Below are 26,888 nucleotides of genomic sequence, written 5' to 3' on the forward strand. Positions count from 1 at the left end.
TGGCCCGTTCGAGGCCTGTCCGCTAATTAGCTCGAATGCGCGCTGATATCCATGATGGCCCGGAGCACAACACGCTCCAATCAGAGGCCGGATACATTGATGCAAGACCGCATCTGCCAGGTTGACGAAACCTCTTGCAATGCGCGGCCGGACCATACATCCGGGTCAACAGCCGACATCGCCGCGAGTTGGACGTCAGGCCTGCTTTACCCTCGAGCGGACATCCCAGATCTCTAAGTAACCGCCCTACGCTCGCCGCATCAGTTTAAGCGAGGCCGCCAGCCGCAGGCTGCGCTTGCCGGCCAGCGCGATGCCTTCGAGCTCACCGCTGTCCGCCGTGCAGGTTCCGGAGAAGCCGATGCCGACCTCGTAGCCGCCGAACACGGGGTTCTCGCCTTTCGCCGGCGTATGCTCCTGGTTGAGCATCTCGCCCTTCCAGCGGCCGTCGGCCGAGGAATAGGAGCCGAGATAGTAGAAGAACGCATCGCCGCCCAGGATGCGGCCGTCGATCAGCAGCATGACGCCGGAGAGCCCGGCGTCGACGCCGTCGAGCGCGCGCAGATGGATCGCATAGAGCCCGTTCACGACCCCGCCCGGACCGATCGTCCCCTGCGGCGGCAATCCCTCGTCATCGAGCCGCGTGAGATTGGCCCAGAAACCGGCGCCCGGCATCGTATCCGCGCTGCCCGCAAGACGGATCTGGTTGCCGACGAGCCGGCCGCGCGCGCCGATCACGGCGACATCAGCCCCCATCAGCGGCTTGTAGTTGGGATCGTCGTTATGCCGTTCGGTGATGACTTCGGCGATGATCTCGCCGTCGCGCTCGACATAGCTCCCGAGATGCGCGAAGGCCGAATTGCCGCCCAGCAGCTTGCCGTCATGCATGCACATGATGCTGCGGCCGAAGGCATCGTTGACGCCGTATTCAACCTTGTAGAGCCCGTCCAGCAACGCAATTGACCCGGAAATATCAGAAGGAAAGCACGCGCTACCTAGCACCGCCGTCGCACCAAGGCCATTGGGCTTTTTCGCGCAGGGCCATTCGCGGAGCCACACCTGCCATGATGCCATCATGCGCCTGTTTTGCCCGACGGCGCAATCGATTTCGGCGTTTCCGCAGATGGCGATTTCACACCATTTGCAGGCCTGTGATTTCAACCACTTGGCTACTGTGCATGGGGTTGTTTTTCGCCTTTTTTGTTTGGCCGGTGGTGAACGGCCTTCCTCAGGCGCTAGTGACGCTTGAAATACTGCACCTCGCGCTCATGCTTCTCGGCCGCCGCGCGGCTCCTGAACGTGCCGAGGTTGCGGCGCTTGCCGGTCTTGGGATTCACTTTGCGCGAATACAGCCGATATTCGCCGGATGCGAGCTTGCGGATCATGGTTGCGCCTCCTGCTGTCAAGGATTCAACGGACCGTGTCCAGGCTGGTTCCTGACGCATTCGAACCCGTCGACACAAGCACGCGACAAAGCGGGCATGGAGCAGTCACGGCCATCGGCGGCGGACGAAACATGATCCGGAAAGGTGCGCAGCGGTTTTCCGGAAAGATCATGCTCGCAAATAACTCTAAAGCGCGTTCACCGCGCTTTTAGAAGCACAGCGTGGTGACGAGCTTGCCCTGCTTGTCCTTGATCGCATAGGGACAGCGCAGCCGCTCCAACGCCTGCTTGGCATCCTCGTCGCCGAGCGCCGCGGCGCGCTCGTAATAGGATTTCGCGGCGTCCTTGTCCTTTGGACCGCCGCGGCCCTCCTGCGCGAAGGCCCCCATCCGCTCCAGCGCGCCGGGATGGTTTTGCGCCGCCGCCTTCTCGAACAGCGCGCGTGCCGCGGCGTCGTCCTTCGCCCCGCCCGTGCCTTCGGAGAGCATCATGCCGAGCTGGTACTGCGCTTCAGCGTTGGTCTCGGCGGCCTTGCCAAGCAATGCGCGCGCCTGTGCGGGATCGGCCGGCGTGGCACCGCCGGTGCCGCCGAGCGCGGCGAGATTGCTGATGCCGCGGGGATTGCCGGCCTGCGCCGCCTTCTCGAACAATTTGCGCGCCTGCGCTTCATCCCTGGCGACGCCGGAGCCGGTGCCGTAGGCCACACCGAGCTCGACCATCGCCGCACTCGATCCCTTGTCGGCGGCCTTGCGCCAGGCAGCCATCGCGTCCGCCGTCTGCCGGTTGGCCGCATAGGCGCGGCCGAGCGCGAACATCGCGCGCCGCGACGAGGGCGCAGCCTGCTTGCAGAACTTGATGGCGGTCGCAACGTCGGCGGCCGCAATCTCCGTCACGCCCCTCATATCGGCTGGCTTGTCGGGATCACTGGTATCCGCGGCGACGCGGTCGCACAGGACGAGATCGGCCGATTGCGCATGCGCAGATAACGGCGCCGCAAGCGTGAGAAGGATGGCAACGAGGAAAGTCCGCATGGACGCCAGGTTGCGTCGTCGTCCCGGCAAATTCAAGGCTCGAGTCCCGATTGGCGCAGCACGGGGACGACCTCGGGCGACGCCAGATAGCGCAGCAGCCGATCCGCGGCGTCGGCGTGCTCGGCGTTTGCCATCCGGCCGGCGGCGAACACGGCCGGCGTTTGCAGATCGTGCGGAATCGGGCCGACCACCTCGATGCCCTCGACCTGCTTCAGCTCGCTGATCTGCTGCACGGCGAGATCAGCCTCGCCGCTCACGAGCCGCTCTGCGGTAAAGCCCTGCTCGACGATGGTGGTCTTGGTTTTGATCTCTGCCGCGATCCCCATCTGCGCGATCAACCGGGCGAAATAGACCCCGCTCGCACCCAGCCGCGAATAGGCCAGGGACCGCGCCGCGAGCAGCGTGTTGCGCAGTGCGGTTTCCGTGGCGATGTCGGGATGTGCTTGCCCTGCCCGCACCGCGATGCCGACGAAGGAACGCGCGAGATCGGCCGCGCTCTCGGCGACGACGCGGCCCTCGCCGATCATCTCGTCGAGCCCCTCGCGGGTAAGGATCACGAGATCGGCGGCCTCGCCGTCGCGCAGTCGTTTGAGCAGCGCCAGAGTCGGCGCGAAATCGGCATCGATGTGGACGCCGGTCGCGGTCTCGTATGCGGAGGACAGGCTGCGCATCGCGCCCATCAGGCCGAGCGTCGAAAGCACGCGAATTTTTTCCATCAGCGATTCCCGTGGCGATCAGGCGCGATGCATCAGCTTGAGCGCGGCGGTCAGGCGCAGGCTGCGCTTGCCGGCAAGCGCCGTTGCCTCCAGCACCGCCTGCTCGGCGTCATAACTGCCGGAGAAGCCGATGCCGACCTCGTGGCCGCCGAAGATCGGATCGTCCTTAGCCGGCGTGTGCTCCTGGTTGAGGATCTGGCCCTTCCAGCGCCCGTTGGCGGCGGTGTAGCTGCCGAGATAATAGAACGATGCATCGCCGCCGAGGATGCGGCCCTTGTTGAGCAGCATCACGCCGGTGAGACCGCCGTCGACGCCGTCGAGCATGCGCAGATGCACCGAGTAGAGCCCGTCGGCGATGCCGGCCTCGCCGACGCCGCCGGCGATCGGCATCTCGTCTTCGGTGATGGGTGTCATTAACGACTGAAAGGGTACGCCGGGCAGCTCCTTGAGCTCGCCCTTGCAGCGATAGAGATCGCCGTCGGCCCAGCCCTTGGCAAGCAGGGTCGCATCGTCAGTGCCGGCCATGGCGCGATAGTTCGGATCGGGGTTGTGGCGGACGGTGTTGATCACGATGTCGACCCCGGCTTCGGTCTTGGCGTAGGTGCCGATATGGGCGAAGGCCGAATTGCCGCCGAGCATCTTGCCGTTGCCGGCATGCATCACGCTCCGGCCAACGGCGTCGCCGAGCTGAAATCTCACCTTGTAGAAGCCTTCAAACACCAGCCGTCCCTGGCCCTGCGCGCATCCAGACGCACTCTATCCCGCTTTCGGCGGCGATGGACAAGTTTCGCGCCATGAGGTCCGAGGGGTCTCCGCACCGGCTGTCATCAGAATGAAAAATCCGCCGAAGCCTTTCGGCTTCGGCGGATCGAAGTCCAACCCCGGCCAGCCCCCCAGCCCGGGCCGGGAGGATCTTAGGCGGCGGCCTTCTTGTCGGCCGGCACGGAGGCGATCGTCTTCAGGATCTGCGAAGCGATCTGGTATGGGTCGCCCTGCGAATTCGGACGACGGTCTTCCAGATAGCCCTTGTAACCGTTGTTGACGAAGGAGTGCGGCACGCGGATCGAAGCACCGCGATCGGCAATGCCGTAGCTGAACTTGTTCCAGGGCGCGGTCTCGTGCTTGCCGGTTAGACGCTTGTCGTTGTCCGGGCCGTAGACGGCGATGTGGTCCATCAGGTTCTTGTCGAAGGCGGCCATCAGTGCCTCGAAGTACTCCTTGCCGCCGACCGTACGCATGTACTCGGTCGAGAAGTTGGCGTGCATGCCGGAGCCGTTCCAGTCGGTGTCGCCCAGCGGCTTGCAGTGGAACTCGATGTCGATGCCGTACTTCTCGGTCAGACGCAGCATCAGGTACCGGGCCATCCACATTTCGTCAGCGGCCTTCTTGGAGCCTTTGCCGAAGATCTGGAATTCCCACTGGCCCTTCGCGACTTCCGCGTTGATGCCTTCATGGTTGATGCCGGCTGCCAGGCAGAGGTCGAGATGCTCTTCGACGATCTTGCGGGCGACGTCGCCGACGTTCGAGAAGCCGACGCCGGTGTAGTACGGACCCTGCGGGGCCGGATAGCCCGAGGCCGGGAAGCCGAGCGGACGGCCGTCCTTGTAGAAGAAGTATTCCTGCTCGAAGCCGAACCAGGCACCGGAATCGTCGAGGATGGTGGCGCGCTTGTTGGTCGAATGCGGGGTCTTGCCGTCGGGCATCATGACTTCGCACATCACGAGCACGCCGTTGGTGCGGGCGCCATCCGGGAACACCGCGACCGGCTTCAGCACGCAATCGGAGCTGTGGCCTTCGGCCTGCTGGGTGGAGGAGCCATCGAAGCCCCAGAGCGGAAGCTGCTCGAGCGTCGGGAACGACGCGAATTCCTTGATCTGAGTTTTGCCGCGCAAGTTCGGAGTCGGCGTATATCCGTCGAGCCAGATGTACTCGAGCTTATACTTGGTCATTGAGCCTCTCTGTAGATGATGCGAAAGGTGGGGGCCGCAGGCCCCCGCACGATTGTTTACCCGGCCAACATCGGCCGACCCCTTCCAAGCATTTAACGTGCCAAAAGGCCGCAGCGCGGGAGGTTTTCCACCGCGGCCGGCCTCCTCTCCATCCCGGCGGATCGGCGAGTGAGCCGTGCGTCATAGCGGCGCACCTTTGCGTGAAGCTGCACCGCAAAAACCCCGCGGAAAACGCCCGATTCTGGAGCAGGCAGGCCCGGGCCTGAGGTTGCCGACTAAACGCGCATCAACGTCCGGCAATATTCGCCAAGTCTGCGCCCGCCGCCCGCAACCTTCGCAACGGCCCACGCGTTAGCCACCCGACCGCTGCCTTAGAGGAAGCAGAATGCAGTCTGCCTACAAAATAGGCCAAGGCTGATTTCCTTTTCAGCACTTTGCATTTCGGAATGCACGGCCGATATGGGGATTCCAGTAACCACAAGCCAACGAGTCGGGCGCACCATGGAGGCCCAGCGCTGCGATCTCGGGAGATACCGCAATGATGAACAATGGACTGAGTCACGGATCTGCACAGATCTACCAATTCCCTGTCGGGGGCCGCTCGGCTCTCGGGGGGCGCCGCAACGGTGAGACCCGCCTTCCCGCCAACCACGCCTCGCTCCCCGTGAACGAGACGATTTGCAGCGGCAGCTGGTACCATCAGGAAGCAGTCGATGAAGCCAAGCCGAAATGGGATCGCTGATGCCTGCGTTCGGTTCAGTACCGCCGCGCTCTCTCAAGCGTCCGGCGTCAGATTGAAAAAGGGTCGAAACAACGAAGTTTCGGCCCTTTTTGATTCCGGACTTGATTACAGGATCATATGGTCCCACAGCCGTCACCGACCGTTTCAGATGCCTGACAAGACACCTCCATGAAAGACTCCCCTGCCCGCCATCTCGCCCTGCAGGGCGCCAGTAATTTTCGCGACCTCGGCGGCTATCCGACCGCAGATGGCCGGACCACGCGCTGGCGGCACATCTTCCGCTCCAACCATCTCGGCCAGCTCACTGCCGCCGATGTCGAGATCGTCCGCGCGCTCGGCGTGCGCAGCGCCTTCGATTTTCGCGGCGTCGAGGAGCGCGCGGCGGGTGTCTGCGTGGTCAACGAGATCGCCGTGCATTCGTTGCCGATCGAGCCGACGGTCGTGGCTGCGCTGCGCGCCGAGCTCGCCAGGGGCAGGCTGACCGCGCCGGTCGCGCTCGAACTCATGCGCGAATCCTATCGCAACTATGTCCGCCACAACACGGCCAGTTTTCGCAAGCTGTTCGGGCATCTCCTGGAGGACCACGCGCCGCTCGTCATTCACTGCACCGCCGGCAAGGACCGCACCGGCTTTGCCAGCGCGCTGATCCTTCATGCGCTCGGCGTAGCCGACCACGTCATTGCCGAGGACTACCTGTTGACCAACCTGCACTACAAGCGCGACGCGTCAAGCGTCTCCGATCTTCCTGCCGACGTTCTCGACGCGATCGGCACCGTCGAGGCCTCGTATCTTGCCGCTGCTTTCGAGGCCGTCGGTAGCGAGTATGGCGATCTCGAAACCTACTTGCGCGACGGTCTCAAGCTCGGCACAGCGGAGCGGACCGCGCTGAAGGCGCGCTATCTGCAATCGTAAGCGGCCGTAAATCTTGAGCGGCCGCGCCGGGAGAACGATGATGCAAGGCAAGGTTCTGATCGTGACCGGAGCACTCGGCTCACTTGGAAAAGTCGTCGCCGAGACCGCACTGGCACGCGGCGCGCGCGTGGCCGGCATCGACCATGCGCCATCGCAAATCTCCGCGACGCCTGAGCGCATCGAGATCGGCGGCGTCGATCTGTCCGACGTAGCACAAGCAAAGACGGCGGTCGAGGCGGCGGCAAAACACTTTGGCAAGCTCGATGGGCTGATCAACATCGCCGGCGGATTCGCCTTCGAGACCGTCGGCGACGGCGACATCAAGACATGGCAGCGCATGCATGCGCTCAACTTGCTGACGGCGCTCAACGCCTCGCACGCGGCGCTGCCGCATCTGGCCGCGTCCAAGGCCGGCCGCATCGTCAATATCGGCGCCATGGGCGCGCTTCAGGCCGGCTCCGGCATGGGCCCCTATGCAGCGTCGAAAGCCGGCGTCCATCGCCTCACCGAGGCGCTGGCGAGCGAGTGGAAAGGCAAGGTGACCGTGAACGCAGTGCTGCCTTCGATCATCGATACCAAGGCCAACCGCGCCGACATGCCGAAGGCCGACTTTGCCAAATGGGTGACACCGCAGGAGCTCGCCGAAGTCATCCTGTTCCTCGCCAGCGATGCCGCCAGCGGCGTCACCGGCGCGCTGATCCCGGTCGGCGGGCGGGTGTAGCATCTTTTCCCGGGCCCATCGGGCTGCTATATTTGAACAATGACAACTGAAGATATCGAACGAGCGATCGAACGGCTTACGCCTGACGAATTGGTGCGGTTTCGCGCCTGGTTCGAGCAGTTCGATGCACAACGCTTCGATCATGTCCTGGAGCAGGACATCAAGGCGGGTAAGCTCGATCAATTTGCCGAGGAAGCGCTGAGCGATTATCGCGCCGCCCAAACGCGCGACTTGTGAAGCACACCGCTTCCACGAGATTCTGGAAGGCTTATGAGGCCTTGCCCGTCAATGTTCGGCGGCTCGCCGATGCCAATTTCAAGCTGCTGAAGAACGACCCCACTCATCCTTCGCTTCAGTTCAAACGGGTCGGTCGATTTTGGTCCGCCAGAGTCGGCCTACGTTACCGCGCCCTGGCTATCGAATCTGACGGCGCCTGCGTTTGGTTCTGGATCGGCTCGCACGCAGACTACGATCGTCTCATAGGCTAAAGGCGTCAATCCGGCACCAACAGCGGGAGATTGCCTCTGAAACGGATGCTCTGCTTGCCGGCGAGTGCGATGCCCCCGCCCAGGTCGTCTGTTCCCCGTCAAATGGCTCAGAGCCCTAAGTCCGTTCCGGGCTAAAGTGCCGAGACTGATTCTCCGATCGGACGTGACACTCGGAAGCTTCCTTTGGAAACCACGCTCTATTTGCCCGTAAAACGCTTCCTCGAAGAGCTCGGCTTCACGGTCAAGGGCGAAATCGGCGGCTGCGATCTCGTGGGCCTTAGCGCCGGCGATCCGCCGGTGGTGGTGATTGGCGAGCTCAAGCTGACCTTCAATCTCGAGCTGATCCTTCAGGCCGTTGATCGTGCACCGGCCGGCGACGAGGTCTGGATTGCCGCAAAGATGTCAGTGCGCGGCAAGGGACGCGAGACCGACGCACGCTACCGCAATCTCTGTCGCCGCCTCGGCTTCGGCATGCTCGGGGTGACCGACAGGGGCCAGGTCGAGGTGCTGGTGAAACCGCCGACGGCAGCGCCACGCCGCGAGCCGAAGGTCCGTTCCCGCTTGGTCGCAGAGCATCAGCGCCGCCAAGGCGATCCGGTGCTGGGCGGCAGCACGCGCGCGCCGATCATGACGGCCTATCGGCAGCAGGCGTTGGCCTGCGCCTCGGAGCTTGCAGCAGGCCCGCGGAAGGTGAGCGAATTGCGCCAACGCTGTCCCGATGCCGGCAAGATCATGCTTAACAATGTGTATGGCTGGTTCGAACGCACCGAGCGGGGAATCTACGGGCTGACGGAAGCGGGCCACGCGGCGCTGAAACGCTGGCCACAGCAGCGGGTTGCGGATGTTGCCGGTGTCGCGTCACCACCCTGACACCCAACCGGTGCATAGCTGAGATGCCGCACCGATTTCATATTGCAATGCAACATAGACGGCACTAGGTATCCCGGCATCGAAACGAGGCCGTTATGAACGCAGACTGGAATACCAAATATGGCACGCGGCGCGTGCGCCACGATCCGCCGACCCTGGACGAGGCGATCTTCGCTGCCGTCGGCATCACCGATGATCAGGAGCAGCAGGCCGAGATCGCCGCAGCCCTGATGGGTATGCCGCTCGATGTCGTCCAGGCCGAGGTCAAGAAACAGGTTCGCACCAACAGCCGCATCACCTCGACGCGCGTGATCGCCGGCGAACAGGGCGCGCAGCGCTCGGTGGTGGTCGAACGCCGTGTCGTGCGCCGCTTCGGCAACGACAAGCGCACCGGCACCTGAGCGCTTAGTTCCCTTATATCCAATACAAAAGCGGACCGGTTTTGCCGGTCCGCTTTTTTGATTCCAGTCGGCTTTTTCAGGTCAGGCGGCGCGATTACCGTAGATGCTGGAAATGATCTTCCAGCAGGTCGAGTTGAAGCTGATCAGAGCGCGGCCGGCTGTGAATGGCGAGGCCGCAAGATCAGCGAGCTCGTCCTCAGGCGCCTTGGCGAGATCGATCGTACCGGTCGATTCGCCGTGACGGAATTGCAGATGCGCCCCAAACTTCCTGGCGAGCGCGCGCATCGCGTGATTCTCGGCGCCGGTGGTAATGCGCAGACGCTTGTAGCCTTTCCAGCGCGCTTCCGCGATCAGGCGGCTGAACAGCACAGTGCCGACGTTCTGGCGCCGCGCCGAGGCTTCGACGCTGAAGGCGACCTCGGGCAACGAATCGCCCTCGGGCGGATGCAGCTCGGCCGCCCCGCGGACCACGCCATCCACGATATAGGCGACGATCACGGTGCCGTCCTCGGCACAGCGGGCTGCGTAACGCTCGATAAAACTGTCGTCGAGAAAACCGTTGAAGCGATCGTGCCGGCTTTCGGCATCGAGCCTCAGCAGATGATCGCGCAAAAGCGGCAATTCTTCCTGCTGGCTCAAGGTGCGCACGTAGCCCTGAACGGACTTCGGGCGGCTGGTTACTTCAAGTCCAAAATCTGCTGCGAGTGACAAGTCAAAACTCCTCTTGGTGTCCCTCGAGGAGGCGTTCGAATCCCTAGGCCTCCAATATTGTGCATCGCAACAAACTTTTCAAGACGGGAACCTGCCCAAGTTTCGGGCATTGGAGGCGACTAATTCGTTAATAAAATCAAGCCCCCGTATTCATACGAGGACCAGTTGGGTCTGCGTCACCACCGCGACCAGCTTGCCGTCCTCGGTCTCCAGCCGGGTGGTCCAAACCTGGGTGCGCCGGCCTCTGTGGATTGGGGTGGCGGTCGCGACCACCGTGGTTCCCTCCTTGGCCCCGCCGATGAAATTGGTCTTGCTCTCGAGCGTGGTCGTGCCCTTTGCGTCCTCCGGCAGATTGATCACGGTGGCCGCCGCGCCGACGGAATCGGCCAGCGCCATCACCGCGCCGCCGTGAATGGTGTGATGAAGAGTGCAGAGATCGGGCCTGACCGTCATCCGCGCCACCACGCGATCTTTCCCGGCCTCGACGAACTCGACGCCCTTGAGTTCGGCAAACGGCATCTTCATCGCTTTAAGTTTTTCGAGCGGCGTCATCGGATCTCCTCCCAAATCATTCTGCTCACAGGGTGAATTGCTCTGCGCGACAAAGCAATGACGTCCGAGGTCATCAGTGCGAGCGCAGCGAAGCAATTCGAGAATCTTTCCGCTGATACATTTCTGGATTGCTTCGCCGCGCTCGCAATGACGGGAGACAGCCGTCGTATCTCACGTCACCGCATTCACCACCTGATACTCCGGCCGCCGCCAAATCTCGTCCGCGATCACCTCTTCGATGATCTCGGCCGCCCTCATCACTTCGCTCTCGCCGATATACAGCGGCGTGATGCCAAACCTCATGATGTCGGGCGCGCGGAAATCGCCGATGACGCCACGGGCGATCAGGGCCTGCATCGCGGCGTAGCCGCCTGCGAAGGCGAAGGAGACTTGCGAGCCGCGATGCTGATGGACGCGCGGAGTGACCAGCGTTAGCTGCGGGCAACGGCGCTCGACTTCGCTGATGAGCAGATCGCCGAGCGCCAGCGAGCGGGCCCGGACCTCCGCGATATCGACGCGGTCCCAGATGTCGAGCGAGGCCTCCAATGCCGCCATTGCCAGCACCGGCGGCGTTCCGACGCGCATGCGCTCGACGCCGCCGGCGGCCGCATAGGCAAGCTCGAACGCGAACGGCTTTGCGTGGCCCATCCACCCCGACAAAGCGGCCCGGACGCTGTCGGCGTGGCGGGGCGCGACGTAGAGGAAGGCCGGCGCGCCGGGGCCGGCGTTGATGTATTTGTAGGTGCATCCGGCGGCGAAATCAGCGCCGGTGCCTGCAAGGTCAACCGGCAGCGCCCCGGCCGAATGCGCGAGGTCCCAGACCGTAACGATGCCGAGCGCATGCGCTCTTGCCGTCAGCTTCGCCATGTCGTGGCGCCGTCCGGTGCGGTAATCGACCTCGGTGATGTAGAGCACCGCGATCTCCTCCGACAACGAAGCCTCGATCTCCTCCGGCGCCACCAGGCGCAATTGATGGCCACGTCCAAGCGTCGCGATCAGGCCTTCAGCCATGTAGAGGTCGGTCGGAAAGTTGCCGGTGTCCGACAGAACGATTTTGCGCGATGCGTTCATGTCCAGCGCGGCGGCGAGCGCCTGATAGACCTTGAGCGACAGCGTATCTCCGACCATGACAGAGCCGGCTTCCGCACCGATCAGTCGCGCGATGCGATCGCCGACATGGCGCGGCTGGGCATACCAGCCCGCCGTATTCCACGCGCGGATCAACTCATCGCCCCACTCGGCGATGATGACGCGGCTGACGCGCTCGGCAACGCCAAGCGGCAACGCCCCGAGCGAATTGCCGTCGAGATAGATCACACCGTCGGGCATATGGAACAGCGCTTTGGTGTCGTCGTAAACGCGAAGCTTGGTCATGAAAATCTCTACAGGATCGTGCGCACGCGCCAGAGCTCGGGAAACAGCTCGACCTCCAGCATCCGCTTGAGATAACTGACCCCGCCGGTGCCGCCAGTGCCGCGCTTGAAGCCGATGACGCGCTCGACCGTCGTCACATGGTTGAAGCGCCAGCGCCGGAAATAATCCTCGAAATCGACCAGCTTCTCGGCCAGTTCGTAGAGCATCCAGTGCGTTTCCGGCGCTTCGTAGACGATACGCCAGGCCTGCAACACACCTTCGTTGAAGCTATGAGTCTCGCGAACATCGCGCGCTAGCACGGCCGCAGGCATCTCGAGCCCGTTGCGGTCGGCGAGCCGCAGCACCTCGTCATAGAGGCTTGGCGTCGCGAGCTCGGCTTCGAGCAGCTGCGTGGTTTCCAGATCGTGCGCGTGCGGCTTGAGCATGGCGTGGTTGCGGTTGCCGAGCAGGAATTCGATCAGCCGGTATTGCCGCGACTGGAAGCCCGAGGACTGGCCAAGCTGCGAGCGGAAGCGCGTATACTCGCTGGGCGTCATGGTGCGCAGCACGTCCCATGCGCCGTTGAGCTGCTCGAAGATGCGCGACATCCGTGCCAGCATCTTCATCGCAGGCTGCACTTCATCCTTCGCGATCGAACGGCGTGCGGCGCTGAGCTCGTGGATGGCGAGCCGCATCCACAGCTCGGTCGTCTGATGCTGGATGATGAACAGCATCTCGTCATGCGCTTCCGACAGCGGATGCTGCGCGCCGAGGATCGCGTCCAGCGCCAGATAGCTGCCATAGGACATACGCCGGGCGAAATCGGTCTCAGCGCCTTCGCTTGCGGGATCGTATTGGCTGGACGTCATGGCAGGCCCTTTCGATCGATCTTCAAGGCCTGGTCAGTCGAGGCCGATCAGGCGCGCGGTGATTGGCGACGACGGGTCCTTGAGGGCGTCGATCACGGTGAAATGGTTCAGCCCGGGATCGACAACAAGACGCGTCGGCACGTCGAATCCAGTCCAGACATTGGCAATCAGATCAGACTGGCGGATGAATTCGGGCCGCTCGTTGCCACCGACCCATGCGGTCACGGGCGAAGGCCCGCGCGGCAGATGCAGCGCCGCGCTTTCCAGCGTCGCCTCCTCCATCGTCATGCACAGGGTGTCGTTCATCCTGGTCTTGAGCAGCGGACGCAGATCATGCAGGCCGCTGATCGAAAGCGTGCCGGCGACGCGGTTGTAGACGGCGGGCTCCAGCCGGCTGTCGTCGCACAGCATGCGCGTAACGAGATGCCCGCCCGCGGAATGGCCGGCGAGCCGGATCGGGCCCGCGACGAGGGAGGCCGCCTTGGCGATGGCTGTGGTGATTTCCGCCGTAATGTCGGAGATGCGCGCGGCCGGCGTCAGCGTGTAGCTTGGCATTGCCACCGCCCAGCCATGATGGCGCGCGCCTTCGGCGAGATCAGTCCATGTCGATTTGTCGAAGCGCATCCAGTAGCCGCCGTGGACGAACACGACGAGGCCTTTGCTGTCGCCGTCGGGCAAGATCAGATCGAGGCGCTGGCGTTCGCCGGCGCCATAGGCGATGTCGGCGCGAAACTCCTTCAGCCCGGCCCGGTAAGCCGCCGCCCGCTCCGCCCACAGCGCCGGTATCTTGTCCGAGCCCGGGATATGGGCCGAATTGGCGTAAGCGTCATCCCAATCGCGCATCGTGACTTCCTCGACGGACTCAAGGCCTTCTGGACCTGGCACCAGTCTGCCACCGGCGCGGGCGGCATCCTAGTCTTTAGTTTAAGCTTAAAGGATTTTGGAACGCCGGTGGATTGGGCAGCGGACCGGCAGGATATTTGTTTCGTCATTGCGAGGAGCGTAGCGACGAAGCAATCCAGACTGCCCCGGCGGGGGATACTGGATTGCTTCGCTGCGCTCGCAATGACGGCCGAGAGAGCCGAGCCTGTCGCTACCCCTTCTCGACCCCGCACCAATCCGCAATGAACAGCGCCATCGCCTTGGTCGTCTTCTTCAGCGAGTCCAGATCGACATACTCATTGAAGCCGTGCATCTCGCCGCCACTCGCGCCGAAACACAGGCTCGGGATACCGTGATTGAGGCCGTAGAAGCGGGTGTCGGTGAGCGCGGTGAAGACGAGGTCTTCGATCTGGCCGCCATAAACGGTGCTGAAGGCCTTGCCGAACGCCGCCTCAGGCGCGGCGGCCTCGGTCAGCTCATAGCCTTCCGACAAAAAGCCCGACCATTCGACCTCCGGCGGATTGTTGGCGAGGAAGCGATGGTTGCGCGCGGCAGCAGCAACGCAGGCCATGATCTCCTTCTGGTGATCGGCGATCGACCAGCCCGGCAACACGGCAATCCGGCAATCGACGTCGCACCAGGCCGGCACGCTCGACGCCCAGTCGCCGCCCTTGATGATGCCGGGGTTGAAATTGATGGGATGGTTCAGCGTCTTGAAGTGACGATCGGCTTTCGCACGCTCGTTCCACTCGATCTCGAGTTTTTGCAGCGCCTGGATCAAATGATAGGCCGCCATGATTGCGTTCGCGCCGGAGCCGGCGAAGGCGACATGGGTCGGATGGCCCTTCACGCGCAGGCGGAACCAGATCACGCCAACCTGCGAGCGCACCATCTTGCCGCCGGTCGGCTCAGGAATGAAGCAAGCATCCGCACGATAACCGCGTTGAAGCGTCGAGAGCGCGCCGACGCCGGTGCTCTCCTCCTCGATCACGGACTGGAAGTGAATCCGCGCCGTAGGCTTGAGGCCCGCGGCCTTGATCGCATCGAGCGCGGAGAGCGCTGCGATGGTGCCCGACTTCATGTCGCAGGCACCGCGACCGAACATCTTGCCGTCCTTGATGACGGGCGAGAACGGCGGGGTGTCCCACAGTTCCAGCGGCCCGGCCGGCACGACGTCGCAGTGGCCCTGGAGGATCAGCGATTTGCCCGCCTCGGTTTTGGGCCGGTACGTGCCGACCACAGTGCGCGCCTTCGAAAAATCATGCTCGATGGGCCCGAAGCCGCGCAGATCCTTGAGGTCGTCGACATTGATGTGCCAGTCGTCGACCTCGTAGCCGCGCGCGCGCAGGAGGTCGCCGATCATGTCCTGGCATGGCCCCTCCGCACCGCGCGTCGAGGGGATCGCGACGAAATCGCGTGTGGTCGCGAGCTGGGCTTCGAAGCCGGCATCGACGGCATCAAGAATCCTCTGCTGCGTTTCGGCATTCATCAGGCAACTCCGATCGGGCGTTGAGATCATCGATGGAGCGCAAGCTAACCGATTTCAGCCGTTCGGGTACTCTGCAAAATAGGCATCCCGCAATGCATCTTCGAGCAGCCGGCCCTCCGAATAGCCATTCAGCGTCGCCGGCCTGCTCACGCCGTCGAGCAGCCGCGGGCAAGGCTCTGGCGCGCCAATCACCGTGCGCACCGGGATGCGCTCGGCATAGATCGGCAATTCATAGTCCTCCTCGTCGTCGGCGACACCCTTGGCGCGGATCTTCGCGGAGGCTTCCTCGATTTCCATCGCGATGAATGAGGTCGCCTTGATCTCCTGCGTGTTGCTCGCCCGCAGGCTCGCGGTGCGATCGGGGAAGAAGCGGTCGACCATCGCGATCACCGCGCGCTCCTTCTCCTCGGGATCGGTGACGAGATAGGCGGTGCCGAACGCCATCACGGCGCGGTAGTCGGCCGAGTGATTGAACCCACATCGCGCCAGCACCAGGCTGTCGAGATGGGCGACCGTCAGGCACACACGCTCGCCCCGGGTCTGGTTGCGCAGCATGCGGCTGGCGCTCGAGCCGTGCCAATACAGCTTCGTCCCTTCGCGCCAGAAAAAGGTCGGCGTGCAATAGGGTTGGCCGTCGATCGCGTAGGAGACGTGGCAGAGCATCGAGGAATCCAGGATGCGATGAACGGTGTCGTAATCGTAGAAGCCGCGATCGTGACGGCGCTTCACCTGGTTGCGCGCAGATGTCGGATAGGAATTTTGGTTCTCGGTCTGGCTCACGGCCGCTCCTGTCGGATTGGAACACTTCCAGGGCAGTTGTAGCCGCGGATTTGGTCTGCGATAGTGCCAATTCCATGCGAAAAATTCCGACCAATTCTGTCCCCTCGCCGGCCAAGGCCGAGCTGCCGCTCGACCTCGCGGGACCGCACATCACGGCTGGCGCCTCGTCGGCGCACCGGCTGTATCAGGCACTGTGCGAGATGATCGTCGGCGGTCTGGTGAAACCCGGCGAGCCGCTGCCGCCGTCGCGCACGCTGGCCAAACAGACCGGCTTTCGCCGCAATGCCGTCGTCACCGCCTATGAGCGGCTGATCGCCGACGGCTTTGCCGACGCAACCGTCGGCTCCGGCACGTTCGTCGCCGCGCGCATCCCCGCGCGCGCGGCCGAGCCGAAGCGGCCGAAGATCAGCGTCGAAACGCCGGGGCAAGGCGCGTTTTCGCTCGGCTGCACCCATATCGACGCGCGCGCCGTGCAGCGTTTCCGCGCCTTTGTCGGCCGTCGCATGCGCGCCTTCGGCGCGGAGCATCTGCACTATGGCGATCCCCGTGGCAGCCGCGAGCTGCGTGCGGCGATCGCCGATCATCTGTTGTCGGCGCGGGGCCTGCGCTGCGATCCCGATCAGATCATGCTGACGTCAGGCACGCTGCACGCGCTGCGCATCGTGCTGAGCGCGATCCTGAAGCCCAACGACCAGGTCTGGTGCGAGGATCCAGGCTACCCCGCTGCGCGCAGAACCATCGCGCATTGCGGCTATCGCGCCGTGTCCGTTCCCGTCGACGCGCACGGCATGCGGGTCGCCAGAGGCCGCGCAGCGGCGCCGTCCGCGCGCGCAGCCTATGTGACGCCGTCGCACCAGTTTCCGCTGGGTGTGCAGATGTCGATGCCGCGGCGGCTCGAGCTGCTGGACTGGGCCAGGCAAGCCGGCGCCTTCGTGCTGGAAGACGATTACGACAGCGAATTCCGCTACGACGGCGCTCCGCTGATGTCGCTGGCCGGCATCGATCACCTCCAGCGTGTGATCTACATGGGCACGTTCGCCAAGACGTTGTTTCCAGGTCTGCGCATTGGCTATTGCGCCCTGCCCGAGCGCTTGATCGCGGATGTCACCGCCGCGCGGGCCGCCCTCGACCGCTTTCCCGGCACGCTGATGGAGGGCGCGGTGGCCGACATGCTCAATTCCGGCGCCTTCGCAGCGAACCTGAAGCGCGTGCGCAAGCTTTACCGCGAGGCGCGCGACGCGCTGGCTGGGACGCTCGAAGCCGCATCCGACGGCGTGCTGTCGGTGCCGGTCCCATCGCAGGGTCTGCACCTTGTCGCCCGGTTCGATCCCTCGGTCGATCTGCTGGTGGCGGCAGACGCCAAGCAGGCCGCCGGCGCCGAAGGCTGGCTGTTGGCCGACACTTATTCACGCTCACGTCCACTGCCCGGTTTCGTGCTGGGATTTTCCGGCCACGCGATTCCGAATCTCGTGGCATCCGCCGAGCGGCTCGCGCGGGAATCGCGAGCGGCCTTGCGTGCGCGGCGCAAGCCGGCCCGGCGGGCATGACGAACGTTCACTATGAGAATCGGCAGCCGCTCCCTACATTGCGGCATCCATGCCGGGAGCTCACACCATGCTGCTACGCCGCGCGACTTGCCTCTCGCTCCTGATCTTTATCGCGCTCGCCGCGACGGCGCGCGCAGGCTCGGTCGGGCGCGAGCAGGACATCGTCGATCTCAAGCTCGGCCAGCGCGTGCAAGTCGACGACGGAACTTGTCCCGCCGGACAGGTCAAGGAAGTGCGCGGCGCCAAGATGACCGATAAGGGCGTCGCACGGACCAGCACCTGCGTGTCGCGGTTTGGCCCGAAATCGAAGCGATGAGCGCTATTTCGCCGGATCGAACATGCATTGCAGGGTCGGCTTGGCGATCTTGGTGAAGGTCGGGCCGATTTCGGTCTGCTTTGCGGCCGGCACCCAGTCGGTCTCGATCGTCGGCACCCCGGTCTCGCTGATGCCGCGCAGCAGGGCCTCGCGGAGATCGCGATCCTCGACGACGGCGGCAGCATGATCGTGCAGGCAGCCGCAAACCTCTTCCGGATGCTCCCACCGCCCGAGCATCCGCGGCGCGCATTGCCTCACGAACTCGGTACGGGGATCTGGTAATCTGGAGGGAGAGCGCACCTGCGCCTGAACGGCACTGCTCGTCAGAAGGGATATGAACGCCGCGGCGCAGATACGAGCAAGCATGATGGCCTTTATTGGCTGATTTTTCTTGTTGGCGATCAGAAGCGCGCGGCAACCACGATCGGCTGGGGCGCCGGGGTCATGATCGGCGAACCGCTATACTGGAAAGTGCCGATACCGGGGACATTTCCGTCCGGCGAGCCTGCGAACGAGGAGCCGGCGAGCACGAAAGCGAAAGCAAGGATGAGGCTGAGCGTGCGCATGGAGTTCTCTTCCGAATTCGGTGGCCGGCGTGCGCCGTCGTCGTTGTGAGGTTGATAACCATGGGCGGTTTCGCGCGTGATGCGCCAAAGCCGGAAAATGGTTTCATCTCCGTGAGAATTGTTTCGTCCGGTTCGGGGCGACGACATATTCGACGGAAAATCTCAATCTTTTCAGATAGGTCGTGCGCCTACCCAATGTGGCCTGGCAGGTTCCGGGCGAGTTCGGATGCGCGCCGGAACGTTGGCGCCGTCACGATCCCGCCTCACACCCTTCACATGCGTTTTACGTTTTTCTGCTGAAGAGAAGCCGAACGAAGGCTGGGTCCTGTCGAACCGAGGACGTTTCGACTGCGACCCAAGCTATCGAGACCGAGAGGCCCGGGCATCGCCGAGCGCGTTCATGTGAGGAACGGCCACCATGACGGCGCAGAATCGCGCAACGGCGCGCGATGCGGACCAACGAACGGACCGCCGGGAGCAACGGCCTGTTCGCAGCAGCGCCAATTCGCCCGGCGAAATGGCGCTGCAATCGAGCCGTGGCTTTGAGGCCACGCCGCAATCATTCGTGCGGCTGACCGGCTCGCATCTTGCAAAACCGCGCGCCAGCCGCGCTGACATCATCGAGTGAACGCAAGAGCGTCACTGTGAACGCAAACCCCTCACTGAGTGAACGCAAGCGCGTCACTGAGTGAAGAACTCTCCACACTTCTGGACGTTCGCGTCCGCCGGGCCCCACGGCATGACCGGCACGGTCGAGGTCGAGTTCTTCGGTGACCCCTCGATCAGCCTGTCCGAATAGACCATGTAGACCAGCACGTTGCGCTTGGCGTCACAGCCGCGCACGATCTGCATTTTCTTGAAGAACAGCGACCGTCGCTGGCGGAACATGTCGTCGCCCTGCTCCATCTTGTTCTTGAACTTGATCGGGCCGATCTGACGGCAGGCGAGCGAAATGTCCGAGACCTCCTCGGCAAGGCCCAGCCAGCCCTTGAAGCCGCCCTTCTCCGGCACCGTGAAATGACAGGCCACGCCCTCGACTTCAGGATCGTCGAGGCCGTAGGTCGCAAGCTTGTCGTTCGGGCTCATCCATTTGAACACGGTCGAGCGGCGGAAGATCAAATCCGGCTCGTCCGCGGCGAAGGCGGACGCTGCCGGCCCGGTCAGCGCTAGGAGGAATAAAGCGAGGCCTTTCAAGCGGATGCTGGAAAGACTGGGGAAACGAGATGACATGAAGTTCTCCGGTAACAAGTCCCAGCAATGTAGGCATCGGGCGACCGATCAGGAAGACGACCGGCAAGCTGACACGGCCGCCGTTTACCGCTCCGTGAGGCTTTTTTGCTACTCTTTGGACAAAATTAGCTGATCGCAGAACCGCCGTGCTGGTGAACGCGTATCCCCTCTGAGAGACTAACATCTGATTTGGATTATGGATTCGATGATGAACAGCGTGAACGGGTCTGGTTTTTCTGCCAAACCGGCGCGATTTTGGCAGGTCGCCGTTTTGACGGCGGCGGGTGCGATCGGCACGGCGAGCCAAGCGGACGCGGCGTTTTATTACTGGACGGATTATTCCGACGGGTCCTATGGCCGCCAGGAGCGCCATCCCGACGTCCCGCGCCAGAAGCCGCAGAAGCGCGCTACGGCCGGCAAGAAAGACCTTGTTGCCGAAAAGGAAGCCGGCACGAAACCGCAAGGTCCTCTCGTCATCGTCGTCTCGATCGACCGGCAGAAGGTCACGGTCTACGACACCAACGGCGTGTTCGCGGAATCCCCGGTGTCGACGGGCATGAAGGGCCATTCGACGCCGATGGGTGTGTTCAGCGTCATCCAGAAGCACAAATTTCACCACTCCAACATCTATAGCGGCGCGCCGATGCCGTACATGCAGCGGATCACCTGGTCGGGCGTTGCCATGCATGCCGGCGTGCTGCCGGGCTATCCGGCCTCGCATGGCTGCATCCGCATGCCGATGGCGTTCGCGGTGAAGATGTGGAACTGGACCAGGATGGGCGCGCGCGTGATCGTTTCGCCGGGCCAGATGTCGCCGCAGAACTTCTCACATCCGCTGCTTGCCTCGCTGCGCGTGCCGCTGCAACCCGCGGCCAGCCTCGAGCCGCAGACCAATGCCGGCGACAAGGCCGACAAAGGCGCGGCAAATACCACGGCCACCGAAGCAAAGCCTGTTGAAACGAAGACCGCCAGCGCGGACGGCGTGCTCGAGCTGCGCTCGTCGGTCGGCCACACCGTGATGTCGGATGTGACCACCGGATATGCCCCGGCCCGCGAGGAGGCCGCGGCATCGGACGACCAGACCGAGACAACGGCAAGGCCCGAGACCAAGACTGCTGAGGCGGCGGACGCGGCCAAGCCCCAGGCCGGAGACGCCGCGCAGCCCGCCAACACTGAAGCGAAGCCTGTCGAGGCCGCGGAGACGCCGAAGTCCGAACCCGCAAAGTCCGAAACCGTGAAGTCCGAGCCCGCGAAGACGTCCGATGCGCCGGCCATAGCGCAAGCGCAGGCGGCCACGCCCGACGTCAAGAAGGACGAAACCCGTATTGCCGATCCGGCGCCCGTGGCGAAACCTGAAGCGCTCAAGCGGGCGGGCCAGATCGCGGTCTTCATCAGCCGCAAGGATTCCAAGCTCTACGTGCGGCAGAACTTTGCGCCGCTGTTCGAGGTGCCTGTCACGATCGCCGCGAGCGAGCGGCCGCTCGGCACGCATGTCTTCACCGCCAAAGTCGACAAGGTCGATTCCAATGCGCTGCATTGGTCGGTGGTGTCCTTGCCAGTGTCCGTCCGCTCTGCCGCGCGGGAAGATGACGGCCGCATGACGGGCCGCCAGCGTGGCGCGGCCGTGATTCCCGTCGCCGCAAAGCCTGTGGTCACGCCGGATAGCCCGTCCGAGGCCCTCGACCGCGTCTCGATCCCGGCCGACACGATCGCGAAGATCAACGAAATGCTGACGTCAGGCGGCTCGATCATCGTCTCCGACCAGGGCATCAACCAGGGCGAGACTGGCGAAGGCACCGATTTCATCGTCCGTCTGTACTAACGCGCTTGATCGCGGCAGATAACGCGGTGTTGACGAGGCCGCTCACAGCGGCGGGGTAACATGCGCCCCGGATCATTTCGGGGGACCGTCATGATGAACCGCAGGAACATGCTCATCGCCGCCTTTGCAGGCACGCTGACACCGGCGACGCGTGCACTGGCGGATGGCGGCATGAGCCGAATCTCCGCCTACGCCTTCTCTTTCCCGGCCTTATCAGGCGAAGACATCCGCCTTGCGGCATTCACCGGCCGAGCGCTGCTGGTGGTCAACACCGCTTCGCTCTGCGGTTACACGCCGCAATATGCCGGTCTGCAAGAAATATGGGGTGAGTTTCGCGAACGCGGCCTCACCGTCATCGGCGTGCCCTCCAACGACTTCGGCGGACAGGAACCCGGCGGCACCGGCCAGATCTCGGAGACTGCCCACCACCAATACGGCGTTACCTTCCCTATTGCGGCCAAGGCCGTCGTGATCGGTGTGAAGGCGCATCCGTTCTACAAATGGGCGGCAGAGGCGCGGCCGAAGGAGGTCCCAAAATGGAACTTCCACAAATATCTGATCGGCCGTGACGGGTATATCGCCGACGTCTTTGCATCCACGGTCGAGCCGGCCGACACGCGGGTCAAGACGGCGATCGCGAAAGCACTGGCCGACACTTGACGCCACGCGTTCCCAACCCGGTTGGGCACAATTGGGCTAGCGCGCCAAACAGCCGTTGCAATGGCGAGGGCCCACCATCTAGGCTAGGATCGTTAGGGGCAGGATGGTTTTGCCGGGGGCGAAAAGCCGCGGCGGAACAACGGGATCAATCTCGAGGACAACACCATGCGTGTGGCGGCAGGACTGATATTGGCAAGCGCGATGTCTCTGGCGATGACGGGCGCGGCATGGTCGCAGGCCCCGGCTGCAAAGCCCGCTGCCGCGACGCAGGCCGCACCGGCGGCAACACCGGCTGCGGCTGCGCCCGCTGCAGCTCCCGCACCCGCTCCTGCAGCAGCCGCCGCGCCGGCAGGCTTCGTCAATCCTCCCCCGCCTAAACAGGCGCCGCAGCCCGCCCGCGCCGCCTGCAACACACCGGGCGCGCTCGGGGTCGCCCGCACCGTCGAGATCGACACCACGGGTGGTCCCGGCTTCGGCTTCGAGCATTTCAAGGAGCTCGACTTCCTGCGCGACCACGAGGTGGTGCTGACCTTCGACGACGGCCCCTGGCCCAAGAACACGCCCGCCGTGCTGAAGGCGCTCGCCGACGAGTGCACCACCGGCATCTTCTTCTCCATCGGCAAGCACGCGACCTACGAGCCGGAGATCCTCAAGCAGGTCTACGCGGCCGGCCATACCGTGGGCACCCACACCTGGTCGCACGCCAACCTCAACAACAAGAAGCTCACGGAAGCGCAGCGCAAGGAAGAGATCGAGAAGGGCCTTTCCGCGGTGAAATGGGCGCTCGGCGGCATTTCGCCCTCGCCTTTCTTCCGCTTCCCGGCGCTCCAGCATCCGCCGGAGATGGTCACCTATCTCGGCAACCGCAACACGGCGATCTTCTCCTGCGACATCGACTCCTTCGACTTCAAGGCCTCGAAGCCCGAGAAGGTGATCGAGACCGTCATGAAGAAGCTCGACAGCAAGGGCAAGGGCATCATCCTGATGCACGACTTCCAGAAGCACACTGCGGAAGCGCTGCCTGAATTGCTCAAGCGCCTGAAGGCCGGCGGTTACAAGGTGGTGGCGATGCGCGCCAAGTTCCCGGCCTCGACGCTGCCGGAATACGACCAGGAGCTGCTCAAGGACGTCAAGCTGCCGACGGTGAGCAACCGGCCGGTCAACAGCGTCGTGACGACGGTCTCCGAATAGCCGCGCCATTGTCCTTTCGGATCGAAGGCTACGTCATCGTCTCCGCGGACGGCATGCTCGCGGACGCCGACCATGTCATGCCCGACAGCCTGAAATTCGAAGGCGACAAGCTGTTCTTCGAGCAGGCGCTCGATCGCGCGGCACTGATCGTGCACGGCCGTCACTCGCACGAGCAGCAGCCGAATTCACCCAAGCGCAAGCGCCTGATTCTGACCCGCAAGATCGAGGCGCTGACCGTCGATCCCGAGATGCCGAACGCGACCTTGTGGAATCCGGATCACGCCAGCTTTGAGGACGCCTGCGCGTTCGCCGATGTCGCTTCCGGCACCGTCGCAATCATCGGCGGCCCCGTCGTGTTCGACATGTTCATGGATCGCTACGACACGTTCTGGCTGTCGGAAGCGCCGCATCTGCGGCTGCCCGGCGGCGAAGGCTGTTTTGTCGAAGTACCGGGGCGCACGCCTCAGGAGGTGCTGGCCTCACACGGGATGAAGCCGGGCGCGCCGTATCTGCTCGACGCCTCGTATGACGTGACTGTCACGCCGTGGCGCAGGACGTAGTGGTTTGACCGTCACACGTCCCCGTAGGCCGCCTCGGCCGGACGCGTAGCGCGGCCGTAGCCGATGATCATGAACAGCGCGCCGATGATCGACAGGTTCTTGAGCGCGTCGACCAGCATCTTGCCGTTGTCAGGGGGCACCTGGTTCCAGAAGTCGTAGAACAGGAAGGTCGCGACCGCGACATAGATGATCATCAACATCGCGAAGAAGCGCGCGCCGAAATTCAGCGCGATCATCACCCCCGCGATGATCTCGAGCACGCCAACCGCGATCGCCAGCAGCTGCGGCGTGGTCATGGCCGTCGCCGTCTCGATCTGCTTGGCGTAAGGCGCAATCATGTCGGGCACCACGACCTTGGCGGCGATGAAATCAACGGTCGCCTGCATGGCAAACAATCTTGCCGCACCCGTGTAGATGAACAGCACGGCGAACAGGATCCGCCCAAAAGTCACGAACGCTGGCATGATCGGCCTCTTTGCTCAGGCTTTTTGAAACCGGATTTTTGCGAAAGCATCGGGGGATTATGGAGAGTCGTGCACCGGTTTACAAACGGGGAAATGGACGAATGCGAGTAATTCAAAACTAGCGCCAAGAGCTTCTTCCCCTCTCCCCTTGCGGGAGAGGGCGGCTCCCCGCGAAGCGGCGAGACGGGTGAGGGGTTTCTATCGGCACGGACAACTCTCGATATTTCGTCTCGCGCAGAGAACCCCTCATCCGGCGCTTCGCGCCACCTTCTCCCGCAGGGGAGAAGTCATGGCACCTACCGCGCGGCTAGAGCCCCCGCCTTAGGTAAACAACGTTGGCTGCTGCCGCGACGCGCGCTCCTGCGCTTCCACCACAGCCACCGCGGTCATGTTGAGGATGCCTCGCGCCGTCACCGACGGGGTGAGGATGTGGGCCGGGCGCGCCGGGCCGATCAGGATCGGGCCGACAGGAAGCGCGTCCGCCAGCGACTTGATCATCTGGTAGGCGACGTTGGCGGTGTCGAGGCTTGGCATGATCATGATGTTGGCTTCGCCCTCGAGGTTCGAGTGCGGCAGCACCATTTTGCGCGCGGCGGCCGAGAGCGCGGTGTCGCCCTGCATCTCGCCGTCGGCCTCGAGTTCCGGATGCTTCTCTTTCAGGAGTTGGGTCGCCCGGCGCATCTTGCGCGAGGATTCCGTGTCGTAGCTGCCGAAATCCGAATGCGAGACGAAGGCGATCTTCGGCTTGATGTTGAAGCGTTGGACGTGGACCGCCGCGAGCGAGGCGATCTCGGCGAGCTCTTCGGCGCTCGGATTGGGCCGCACCTGGGTGTCGGCGATGAAGAAGGCGCCCTTGCTCGTGATCAGCAGCGCCAGCGCCGCATAGTCGCTGATCCCCGGCGTAAACCCGACGATCTCGCGGACATGGCGCAGATGGCTCATGTAGCGGCCCTCGACGCCGCAGAGCATGGCGTCCGCCTCTCCGCGCACCACCGCGAGCGCCGCGATGACGGTGTTGTTGGTGCGCACCACCGTGCGCGCCGCATCCGGCGTCACGCCGCGGCGGCCGGCGACCTCGACATAAGACTGCACGTAGGAGCGGTAGCGCGGATCGTCCTCGGGATTGACGAGGTCGAAGTCCTTGCCGGCCTTGATCGACAGGCCGAAGCGCTTGATGCGCGCCTCGACCACCGACGGGCGTCCGACCAGGATCGGCGTCGCCAGCTTTTCTTCCAGCACCACCTGGGTCGCGCGCAGCACGCGCTCATCCTCGCCTTCGGCGTAGATCACGCGCACCGGCTGGGTCTTGGCCTTCGCGAACATCGGCTTCATGACGAGGCCGGAGCGGAACGCGAAGCGCTCGAGCAGCGCAGTGTACTCGTCGAAATTGGTGATGGGCCGGGTCGCGACGCCCGATTCCATCGCGGCCTTCGCCACCGCCGGCGCGATGCGCAGGATCAACCTCGGATCAAAGGGACTCGGAATCAGTGAGCCCGGGCCAAACCCTTGCGTCTCCCCGGTATCGAAGCCTTGCGCGACCGCATCGGACGGCGCCTCGCGCGCGAGCTGCGCGATGGCCTCCACGGCGGCGTGCTTCATCTCCTCGTTGATGGCGCTGGCGCCGACATCGAGCGCGCCGCGGAAGATGAAGGGAAAGCACAGGACGTTGTTGACCTGGTTCGGATAATCGGAGCGGCCGGTGCAGATCATGGCGTCGGGACGCACCTTGCGCGCCTCCTCCGGCATGATCTCCGGCGTCGGATTCGCGAGCGCCATGATGAGCGGCTTGTCGCCCATCGCCTTGGCCATCTCGGGCTTGAGCACGCCCGGTGCGGAGAGGCCGATGAAGATGTCGGCGCCGCCGATCACGTCGGCCAGCGTGCGCTTGTCGGTCTTCTGCGCATAGACCGCCTTCCAACGGTCCATCGTGGTGTTGCGGCCTTCGTGAACAAGGCCGTCGATGTCGCAGACCCAGATATTCTTGCGCTGAGCGCCCATCGACACCAGCAGGTTCAGTGTCGCGAGCGCGGCGGCCCCTGCCCCCGATGCCACGATCTTGACGTCCGACAGGTTCTTGCCGTTCAGGCGCAGGCCGTTGGTGATCGCGGCGGCGACGATGATCGCGGTGCCATGCTGGTCGTCATGGAAGACCGGGATCTTCATGCGCTCCTTGAGCTGCGCCTCGATCTCGAAGCATTCCGGTCCGCGGATGTCCTCGAGATTGATGCCACCAAAGGTCGGCTCGAGCGCGGCCACGGTCTCAACCACGCGTTCGATGGTGTCGGCCGCGATCTCGATGTCGAACACGTCGATGCCGGCGAATTTCTTGAACAGGACCGCCTTGCCCTCCATCACCGGCTTCGAGGCCAGCGGGCCGATATTGCCGAGGCCGAGCACGGCGGTGCCGTTCGAAACCACGGCGACCAGATTGGAGCGGATCGTCAGCGTCGCCGCTTCCGCCGGGTTCTTGGCGATCTCCATGCAGGCGGCGGCGACGCCGGGCGAATAGGCCAGCGCGAGATCGCGCTGGTTGGCGAGCGGCTTGCTCGCCTGGATCTCGAGCTTTCCGGGGCGCGGCAGCCGATGATAGGCCAGCGCCGCCTGGTGGAGATCATCAGAATAGGACGACATGCGGTGTCTTGCCTCGCGTTACCGGCCTCAAACTACGTTGTCCTGACCGGCTTG

The 26,888-nt window shown here is 63.8% G+C and carries 32 protein-coding genes; 14 read left to right on the plus strand and 18 right to left on the minus strand.

Features of this window, described 5'->3' with window-relative positions:
- Positions 1-246: 246 nt before the first annotated feature.
- The 6 genes from AC0L3K_RS24190 to AC0L3K_RS24215 all read right to left on the minus strand — a co-directional run bounded on the left by AC0L3K_RS24190 (position 247) and on the right by AC0L3K_RS24215 (position 5,077).
- Complete coding sequence (locus tag AC0L3K_RS24190; protein ID WP_219683546.1) at positions 247-951, minus strand: hypothetical protein; 705 nt, start codon at positions 949-951, stop codon at positions 247-249.
- 281 nt (positions 952-1,232) lie between these two features.
- The gene (locus AC0L3K_RS24195; protein WP_007591825.1) at positions 1,233-1,382 is read right to left on the minus strand and encodes a hypothetical protein; all 150 of its coding nucleotides are present in this window, start codon (positions 1,380-1,382) and stop codon (positions 1,233-1,235) included.
- Between the two features lie 208 nt (positions 1,383-1,590).
- On the minus strand, positions 1,591-2,412 hold the full coding sequence (locus tag AC0L3K_RS24200; RefSeq protein WP_473367035.1) for a tetratricopeptide repeat protein: 822 nt from the start codon (positions 2,410-2,412) through the stop codon (positions 1,591-1,593).
- Between the two features lie 32 nt (positions 2,413-2,444).
- Positions 2,445-3,128 (minus strand): substrate-binding domain-containing protein, encoded by a 684-nt coding sequence (locus tag AC0L3K_RS24205; RefSeq protein ID WP_219683545.1) that lies wholly within the window; start codon positions 3,126-3,128, stop codon positions 2,445-2,447.
- 18 nt (positions 3,129-3,146) lie between these two features.
- Entirely contained in the window at positions 3,147-3,848 is a 702-nt protein-coding gene (locus AC0L3K_RS24210; RefSeq protein WP_007591832.1) for a GrlR family regulatory protein, read from the minus strand.
- 194 nt (positions 3,849-4,042) lie between these two features.
- Positions 4,043-5,077, minus strand: coding sequence for a glutamine synthetase beta-grasp domain-containing protein (locus tag AC0L3K_RS24215; RefSeq protein WP_007591833.1), 1,035 nt, complete (start codon positions 5,075-5,077; stop codon positions 4,043-4,045).
- A gap of 541 nt (positions 5,078-5,618) precedes the next feature.
- Here AC0L3K_RS24215 and AC0L3K_RS24220 point away from each other — a divergent pair.
- The 7 genes from AC0L3K_RS24220 to AC0L3K_RS24250 all read left to right on the plus strand — a co-directional run bounded on the left by AC0L3K_RS24220 (position 5,619) and on the right by AC0L3K_RS24250 (position 9,211).
- A complete protein-coding gene (locus AC0L3K_RS24220; RefSeq protein WP_371261365.1) occupies positions 5,619-5,819 on the plus strand; it encodes a DUF2735 domain-containing protein in 201 nt (66 codons plus the stop codon).
- A gap of 168 nt (positions 5,820-5,987) precedes the next feature.
- A complete protein-coding gene (locus tag AC0L3K_RS24225; protein WP_219683544.1) occupies positions 5,988-6,731 on the plus strand; it encodes a tyrosine-protein phosphatase in 744 nt (247 codons plus the stop codon).
- A gap of 40 nt (positions 6,732-6,771) precedes the next feature.
- Positions 6,772-7,452, plus strand: a complete 681-nt coding sequence (locus tag AC0L3K_RS24230) for an SDR family oxidoreductase (RefSeq protein WP_219683543.1) — start codon at positions 6,772-6,774, stop codon at positions 7,450-7,452.
- A gap of 39 nt (positions 7,453-7,491) precedes the next feature.
- On the plus strand, positions 7,492-7,689 hold the full coding sequence (locus tag AC0L3K_RS24235; protein WP_007591840.1) for a hypothetical protein: 198 nt from the start codon (positions 7,492-7,494) through the stop codon (positions 7,687-7,689).
- Complete coding sequence (locus tag AC0L3K_RS24240) at positions 7,686-7,940, plus strand: ParE family toxin-like protein (RefSeq protein ID WP_007591841.1); 255 nt, start codon at positions 7,686-7,688, stop codon at positions 7,938-7,940. Before AC0L3K_RS24235 ends, AC0L3K_RS24240 begins: the two co-directional genes overlap by 4 nt.
- A 183-nt stretch (positions 7,941-8,123) precedes the next feature.
- Positions 8,124-8,810: a DUF2161 domain-containing phosphodiesterase gene (locus AC0L3K_RS24245; protein WP_219683542.1), complete on the plus strand. Its 687-nt coding sequence runs from the start codon at positions 8,124-8,126 to the stop codon at positions 8,808-8,810.
- Positions 8,811-8,905: 95 nt separating this feature from the next.
- Positions 8,906-9,211: a hypothetical protein gene (locus AC0L3K_RS24250; protein WP_007591844.1), complete on the plus strand. Its 306-nt coding sequence runs from the start codon at positions 8,906-8,908 to the stop codon at positions 9,209-9,211.
- A gap of 81 nt (positions 9,212-9,292) precedes the next feature.
- Here AC0L3K_RS24250 and AC0L3K_RS24255 read toward each other — a convergent pair whose 3' ends face one another.
- From AC0L3K_RS24255 to AC0L3K_RS24285, 7 genes are all read right to left on the minus strand, one after another.
- A complete protein-coding gene (locus tag AC0L3K_RS24255; protein ID WP_007591845.1) occupies positions 9,293-9,922 on the minus strand; it encodes a GNAT family N-acetyltransferase in 630 nt (209 codons plus the stop codon).
- Between the two features lie 150 nt (positions 9,923-10,072).
- Positions 10,073-10,474: a PaaI family thioesterase gene (locus tag AC0L3K_RS24260; RefSeq protein ID WP_007591846.1), complete on the minus strand. Its 402-nt coding sequence runs from the start codon at positions 10,472-10,474 to the stop codon at positions 10,073-10,075.
- Between the two features lie 171 nt (positions 10,475-10,645).
- A complete protein-coding gene (gene kynU, locus AC0L3K_RS24265; protein ID WP_219683540.1) occupies positions 10,646-11,848 on the minus strand; it encodes a kynureninase in 1,203 nt (400 codons plus the stop codon).
- An 8-nt stretch (positions 11,849-11,856) separates the two neighbouring features.
- Positions 11,857-12,696 carry a tryptophan 2,3-dioxygenase gene (kynA, locus tag AC0L3K_RS24270; protein ID WP_219683539.1) on the minus strand — a complete coding sequence of 280 codons (840 nt, stop codon included), beginning with the start codon at positions 12,694-12,696 and terminating at the stop codon, positions 11,857-11,859.
- A gap of 33 nt (positions 12,697-12,729) precedes the next feature.
- Positions 12,730-13,539, minus strand: a complete 810-nt coding sequence (locus AC0L3K_RS24275) for an alpha/beta hydrolase (RefSeq protein WP_219683538.1) — start codon at positions 13,537-13,539, stop codon at positions 12,730-12,732.
- A 250-nt stretch (positions 13,540-13,789) separates the two neighbouring features.
- Entirely contained in the window at positions 13,790-15,067 is a 1,278-nt protein-coding gene (locus tag AC0L3K_RS24280) for an ArgE/DapE family deacylase (RefSeq protein ID WP_219684783.1), read from the minus strand.
- Positions 15,068-15,121: 54 nt separating this feature from the next.
- Positions 15,122-15,847, minus strand: coding sequence for a pyridoxamine 5'-phosphate oxidase family protein (locus AC0L3K_RS24285; protein ID WP_219684782.1), 726 nt, complete (start codon positions 15,845-15,847; stop codon positions 15,122-15,124).
- A 74-nt stretch (positions 15,848-15,921) separates the two neighbouring features.
- Between AC0L3K_RS24285 and pdxR the strand changes: the two genes are divergently transcribed.
- Positions 15,922-17,394 (plus strand): MocR-like pyridoxine biosynthesis transcription factor PdxR, encoded by a 1,473-nt coding sequence (gene pdxR / locus AC0L3K_RS24290; protein WP_007591864.1) that lies wholly within the window; start codon positions 15,922-15,924, stop codon positions 17,392-17,394.
- A gap of 67 nt (positions 17,395-17,461) precedes the next feature.
- Positions 17,462-17,710 (plus strand): DUF6719 family protein, encoded by a 249-nt coding sequence (locus tag AC0L3K_RS24295; RefSeq protein WP_007591866.1) that lies wholly within the window; start codon positions 17,462-17,464, stop codon positions 17,708-17,710.
- Between the two features lie 3 nt (positions 17,711-17,713).
- Here AC0L3K_RS24295 and AC0L3K_RS24300 read toward each other — a convergent pair whose 3' ends face one another.
- Entirely contained in the window at positions 17,714-18,076 is a 363-nt protein-coding gene (locus AC0L3K_RS24300; RefSeq protein WP_219684781.1) for a hypothetical protein, read from the minus strand.
- 35 nt (positions 18,077-18,111) lie between these two features.
- On the minus strand, positions 18,112-18,276 hold the full coding sequence (locus tag AC0L3K_RS24305; RefSeq protein WP_007591870.1) for a hypothetical protein: 165 nt from the start codon (positions 18,274-18,276) through the stop codon (positions 18,112-18,114).
- 418 nt (positions 18,277-18,694) lie between these two features.
- Between AC0L3K_RS24305 and AC0L3K_RS24310 the strand changes: the two genes are divergently transcribed.
- Positions 18,695-18,904 (plus strand): hypothetical protein, encoded by a 210-nt coding sequence (locus AC0L3K_RS24310; protein WP_219684780.1) that lies wholly within the window; start codon positions 18,695-18,697, stop codon positions 18,902-18,904.
- Between the two features lie 53 nt (positions 18,905-18,957).
- On the opposite strand, the gene AC0L3K_RS24315 is transcribed toward AC0L3K_RS24310, so the two are convergent.
- Complete coding sequence (locus AC0L3K_RS24315; RefSeq protein WP_007591873.1) at positions 18,958-19,506, minus strand: CreA family protein; 549 nt, start codon at positions 19,504-19,506, stop codon at positions 18,958-18,960.
- 208 nt (positions 19,507-19,714) lie between these two features.
- Here AC0L3K_RS24315 and AC0L3K_RS24320 point away from each other — a divergent pair, with 208 nt between their 5' ends.
- From AC0L3K_RS24320 to AC0L3K_RS24335, 4 genes are all read left to right on the plus strand, one after another.
- Entirely contained in the window at positions 19,715-21,328 is a 1,614-nt protein-coding gene (locus AC0L3K_RS24320; RefSeq protein WP_219684779.1) for a L,D-transpeptidase family protein, read from the plus strand.
- A gap of 90 nt (positions 21,329-21,418) precedes the next feature.
- Complete coding sequence (locus AC0L3K_RS24325) at positions 21,419-21,988, plus strand: glutathione peroxidase (protein ID WP_219684778.1); 570 nt, start codon at positions 21,419-21,421, stop codon at positions 21,986-21,988.
- 165 nt (positions 21,989-22,153) lie between these two features.
- Positions 22,154-23,179 carry a polysaccharide deacetylase family protein gene (locus tag AC0L3K_RS24330; RefSeq protein ID WP_007591880.1) on the plus strand — a complete coding sequence of 342 codons (1,026 nt, stop codon included), beginning with the start codon at positions 22,154-22,156 and terminating at the stop codon, positions 23,177-23,179.
- 8 nt (positions 23,180-23,187) lie between these two features.
- Entirely contained in the window at positions 23,188-23,739 is a 552-nt protein-coding gene (locus tag AC0L3K_RS24335) for a dihydrofolate reductase family protein (protein WP_219684777.1), read from the plus strand.
- Positions 23,740-23,750: 11 nt separating this feature from the next.
- Here the strand turns inward: AC0L3K_RS24335 and AC0L3K_RS24340 are convergent, their stop codons facing one another.
- Together AC0L3K_RS24340 and AC0L3K_RS24345 are read right to left on the minus strand one after the other, a co-directional pair.
- Complete coding sequence (locus AC0L3K_RS24340; RefSeq protein ID WP_219684776.1) at positions 23,751-24,203, minus strand: DoxX family protein; 453 nt, start codon at positions 24,201-24,203, stop codon at positions 23,751-23,753.
- Positions 24,204-24,524: 321 nt separating this feature from the next.
- Positions 24,525-26,834 (minus strand): NADP-dependent malic enzyme, encoded by a 2,310-nt coding sequence (locus AC0L3K_RS24345; RefSeq protein ID WP_007591886.1) that lies wholly within the window; start codon positions 26,832-26,834, stop codon positions 24,525-24,527.
- Positions 26,835-26,888 lie beyond the last annotated feature (54 nt).

Source organism: Bradyrhizobium sp. MI1.10, from assembly GCF_055811035.1.